Raw genomic sequence first — 1,837 nt, forward strand, 5'->3', positions numbered from 1 at the left:
GGGTGATCCGGCTGAGGTGCGGTCGGTGTCGCGTCGTGCGTTGGGGGTGTTGCAGGAGTGGCTGGGTGAGGAGCGGTTCGCGGGGTCGCGTCTGGTGGTGGTGACGCGGGGTGCGGTGTCTGCTGTGCCTGGTGAGGGCGTGTCCGATCTGGCGGCTGCTGCGGTGTGGGGGTTGGTGCGGTCCGCGCAGGCGGAGCATCCGGAGCGGTTCGTGCTGTGTGATGTGGACGGGCACGGGGTGTCGGACGCGTTGCTCGACGTCGTACTCGCCGGTGACGAACCACAGATCGCCGTACGCGACGGCCGGGCCTGCATCCCGCGCCTGACCAGAGCGCCGGGCTCCGCCGTCCCGGCGGTGACGTCGGACCCCGTATGGGACACCGACGGCTCCGTGCTGATCACCGGCGCGAGCGGCGTGCTGGGGCGCCTGGTGGCGCGACACCTGGTCGCCGAACACGGGGTCCGGTGCGTGGTGCTGGCCTCGCGCCGCGGACGGAGCATGCCCGGCGCCGCCGAACTCGCGCAGGAACTGGGCGCGCTGGGGGCCGACGTGGTCTTCGAGGCGTGCGACGTGACGGACCGCGACGCGCTCGCCGGCCTGCTGGCGCGGATCCCCGAGGAACACCCCCTGCGCGGTGTGGTCCACGCGGCGGGTGTCCTGGACGACGGCGTCATCGCGTCACTGACGCCGGAACGGCTGGACGCCGTGCTGCGCCCCAAGGTCGACGCGGCGGCGCATCTGCACGAGCTCACCCGGGACATGGGGCTGACGGCCTTCGTCCTGTTCTCCTCGGCAGCCGCGACCTTCGGCGCGGCGGGCCAGGGCAACTACGCCGCGGCCAACATGTTCCTGGACGCCCTCGCGGCGCACCGGCGCGCACAGGGGCTGCCCGCGATCTCACTGGCTTGGGGCTTCTGGGCCGAACGCAGTGAGATGACCGGCCACCTGAGCGAGGTCGACATGGCCCGCCTGGCGCGCTTCGGCATGACGCCGCTGCCCGCGGACGAAGGGCTGGCCCTCTTCGACGCGGCCCAGACGGCGGACGACTTCCTCCTCGTGCCCACGCACATGGACGTCGCCGTGCTGCGCGCCAACGCCCGGCCCGGAACCGTCCCCGCGATCCTGCGGCACCTCATCGGCACCCCGGTCCGTCGCGTCGTCGAGTCGGCCACCGACGACGGCGGAACTCCCGCCCTCGTACGCCGCCTCTCCGGTCTCGCGCCGCGCGAGCGGGAGGACGTCCTGCAGGAGCTGGTGGCCGACAGCGCGGCGGCCGTCCTCGGGCACGCGGACAAGCTCGCGGTGGAGCGTGCCTTCAAGGACCTCGGTTTCGACTCGCTGACCGCTGTCGAACTCCGCAATCGCCTCAACGCCGCCACCGGCCTCAAGCTCTCGGCCACCCTCGTCTTCGACTACCCGACCCCGGCCACGGCCGCCCGCCACATCCTCGGCGAACTGCTGGGACCGGATCACACGGACGACGAGCAGCAGACCGGCGCGACAACCGCCGCGCTCCCGGCGACGGCGACGCCGCGGACCGTACCGGATGACGAGCCGATCGCCATCGTGGGGATGGGCTGCCGCTTCCCCGGCGGTGTACAGACCCCGGAGGACCTGTGGCATCTGCTCGTCAACGACGGCGACGCGGTGGCCGGACTGCCCACCGACCGCGGCTGGGATCTGGAGGCGCTGTACCACCCGGATCCCGACCACAAGGGCACGGCGTATGCCCGTGAGGGTGGTTTCCTGTACGACGCCGCTGAGTTCGACCCGGGGTTCTTCGGCATCTCGCCGCGTGAGGCGTTGGCGATGGATCCGCAGCAGCGTCTGTTGCTG

Annotated in this window: 1 protein-coding gene; it reads left to right on the forward strand. The window is 72.3% G+C overall.

From position 1 onward, the window contains the following. Positions 1-1,837, forward strand: a 1,837-nt coding sequence (locus GTW67_RS25860) for a type I polyketide synthase (protein ID WP_161167190.1), incomplete at both ends; no start/stop codon positions are given.

It is taken from the genome of Streptomyces sp. SID5910 (assembly GCF_009862125.1).
Lineage (GTDB): Bacteria > Actinomycetota > Actinomycetes > Streptomycetales > Streptomycetaceae > Streptomyces.